The organism is Brucella ciceri (genome assembly GCF_041930145.1).
Taxonomy (GTDB): domain Bacteria; phylum Pseudomonadota; class Alphaproteobacteria; order Rhizobiales; family Rhizobiaceae; genus Brucella; species Brucella intermedia.
In genome coordinates, this window is record NZ_JBHEEV010000038.1 from 1 (window position 1) to 737 (window position 737).

Here is a 737-nt window from a genome sequence, read left to right on the forward strand (position 1 = left end):
GCATATTCTTGTTGAAAAGCTGCGTGCGAGCCGCGTCGTCACCGGTTACGACTTTCATTTCGGCAAGGGACGGCGCGGCACGCCGGAATTCCTGTGCGAGGCGGGGAAAAAGGCCGGGTTCAGTGTTACGCTGGTCGATGCCTTCACCGATGAGGGCGGGATGCTCGTTTCTTCAACGCGCATCCGCAATCTCTTGAGCGAGGGTGAAGTGGCTGAGGCTGCCGGACTTCTCGGCTATCGCTACCGCATATGCGGGGAGGTGATCCACGGCAAGAAGCTTGGCCGGACGCTTGGTTTTCCAACAGCCAATATGGCGCTTGCACCGCAGACAAGTCTCAAGCACGGCATTTATGCGGTTCGCTTCCGGTTGGATGACGCCATGCTTTATGACGGCGTGGCAAGTTTCGGGCGAAGACCCACAGTGGACGACGAAGGCGCGCCTCTTCTCGAAACCTTTCTCTTCGATTTTTCCGGCGACCTTTACGGAAAGACCGCAGCCGTTTCCTTCTTCGGTTTCCTGCGGGGCGAGGTGAAATTCGACGGCCTCGATTCGCTGATCGATCAGATGAAGCAGGATGAGGCGCAGGCGCGCGCGCTTCTCGCCGATGTCCGGCCTATCTCGGGGCTCGACCGGATGCTCTCCTTCAACTGACGCAAGCGCCGTCCCGTTTTCGCGCCTGATTGCGCCGATCAGCGGGACTACGAACATTTTCAGGGGCGGGGATGCAGTTTTATTG

The 737-nt window shown here is 58.8% G+C and carries 1 protein-coding gene; it reads left to right on the forward strand.

Going from position 1 to position 737, the window contains the following annotated elements:
• Positions 1–652 (forward strand): bifunctional riboflavin kinase/FMN adenylyltransferase (locus JNC63_RS21875; protein WP_374846777.1); only part of this gene is annotated, 652 nt, incomplete at its 5' end.
• Positions 653–737: the final 85 nt, after the last annotated feature.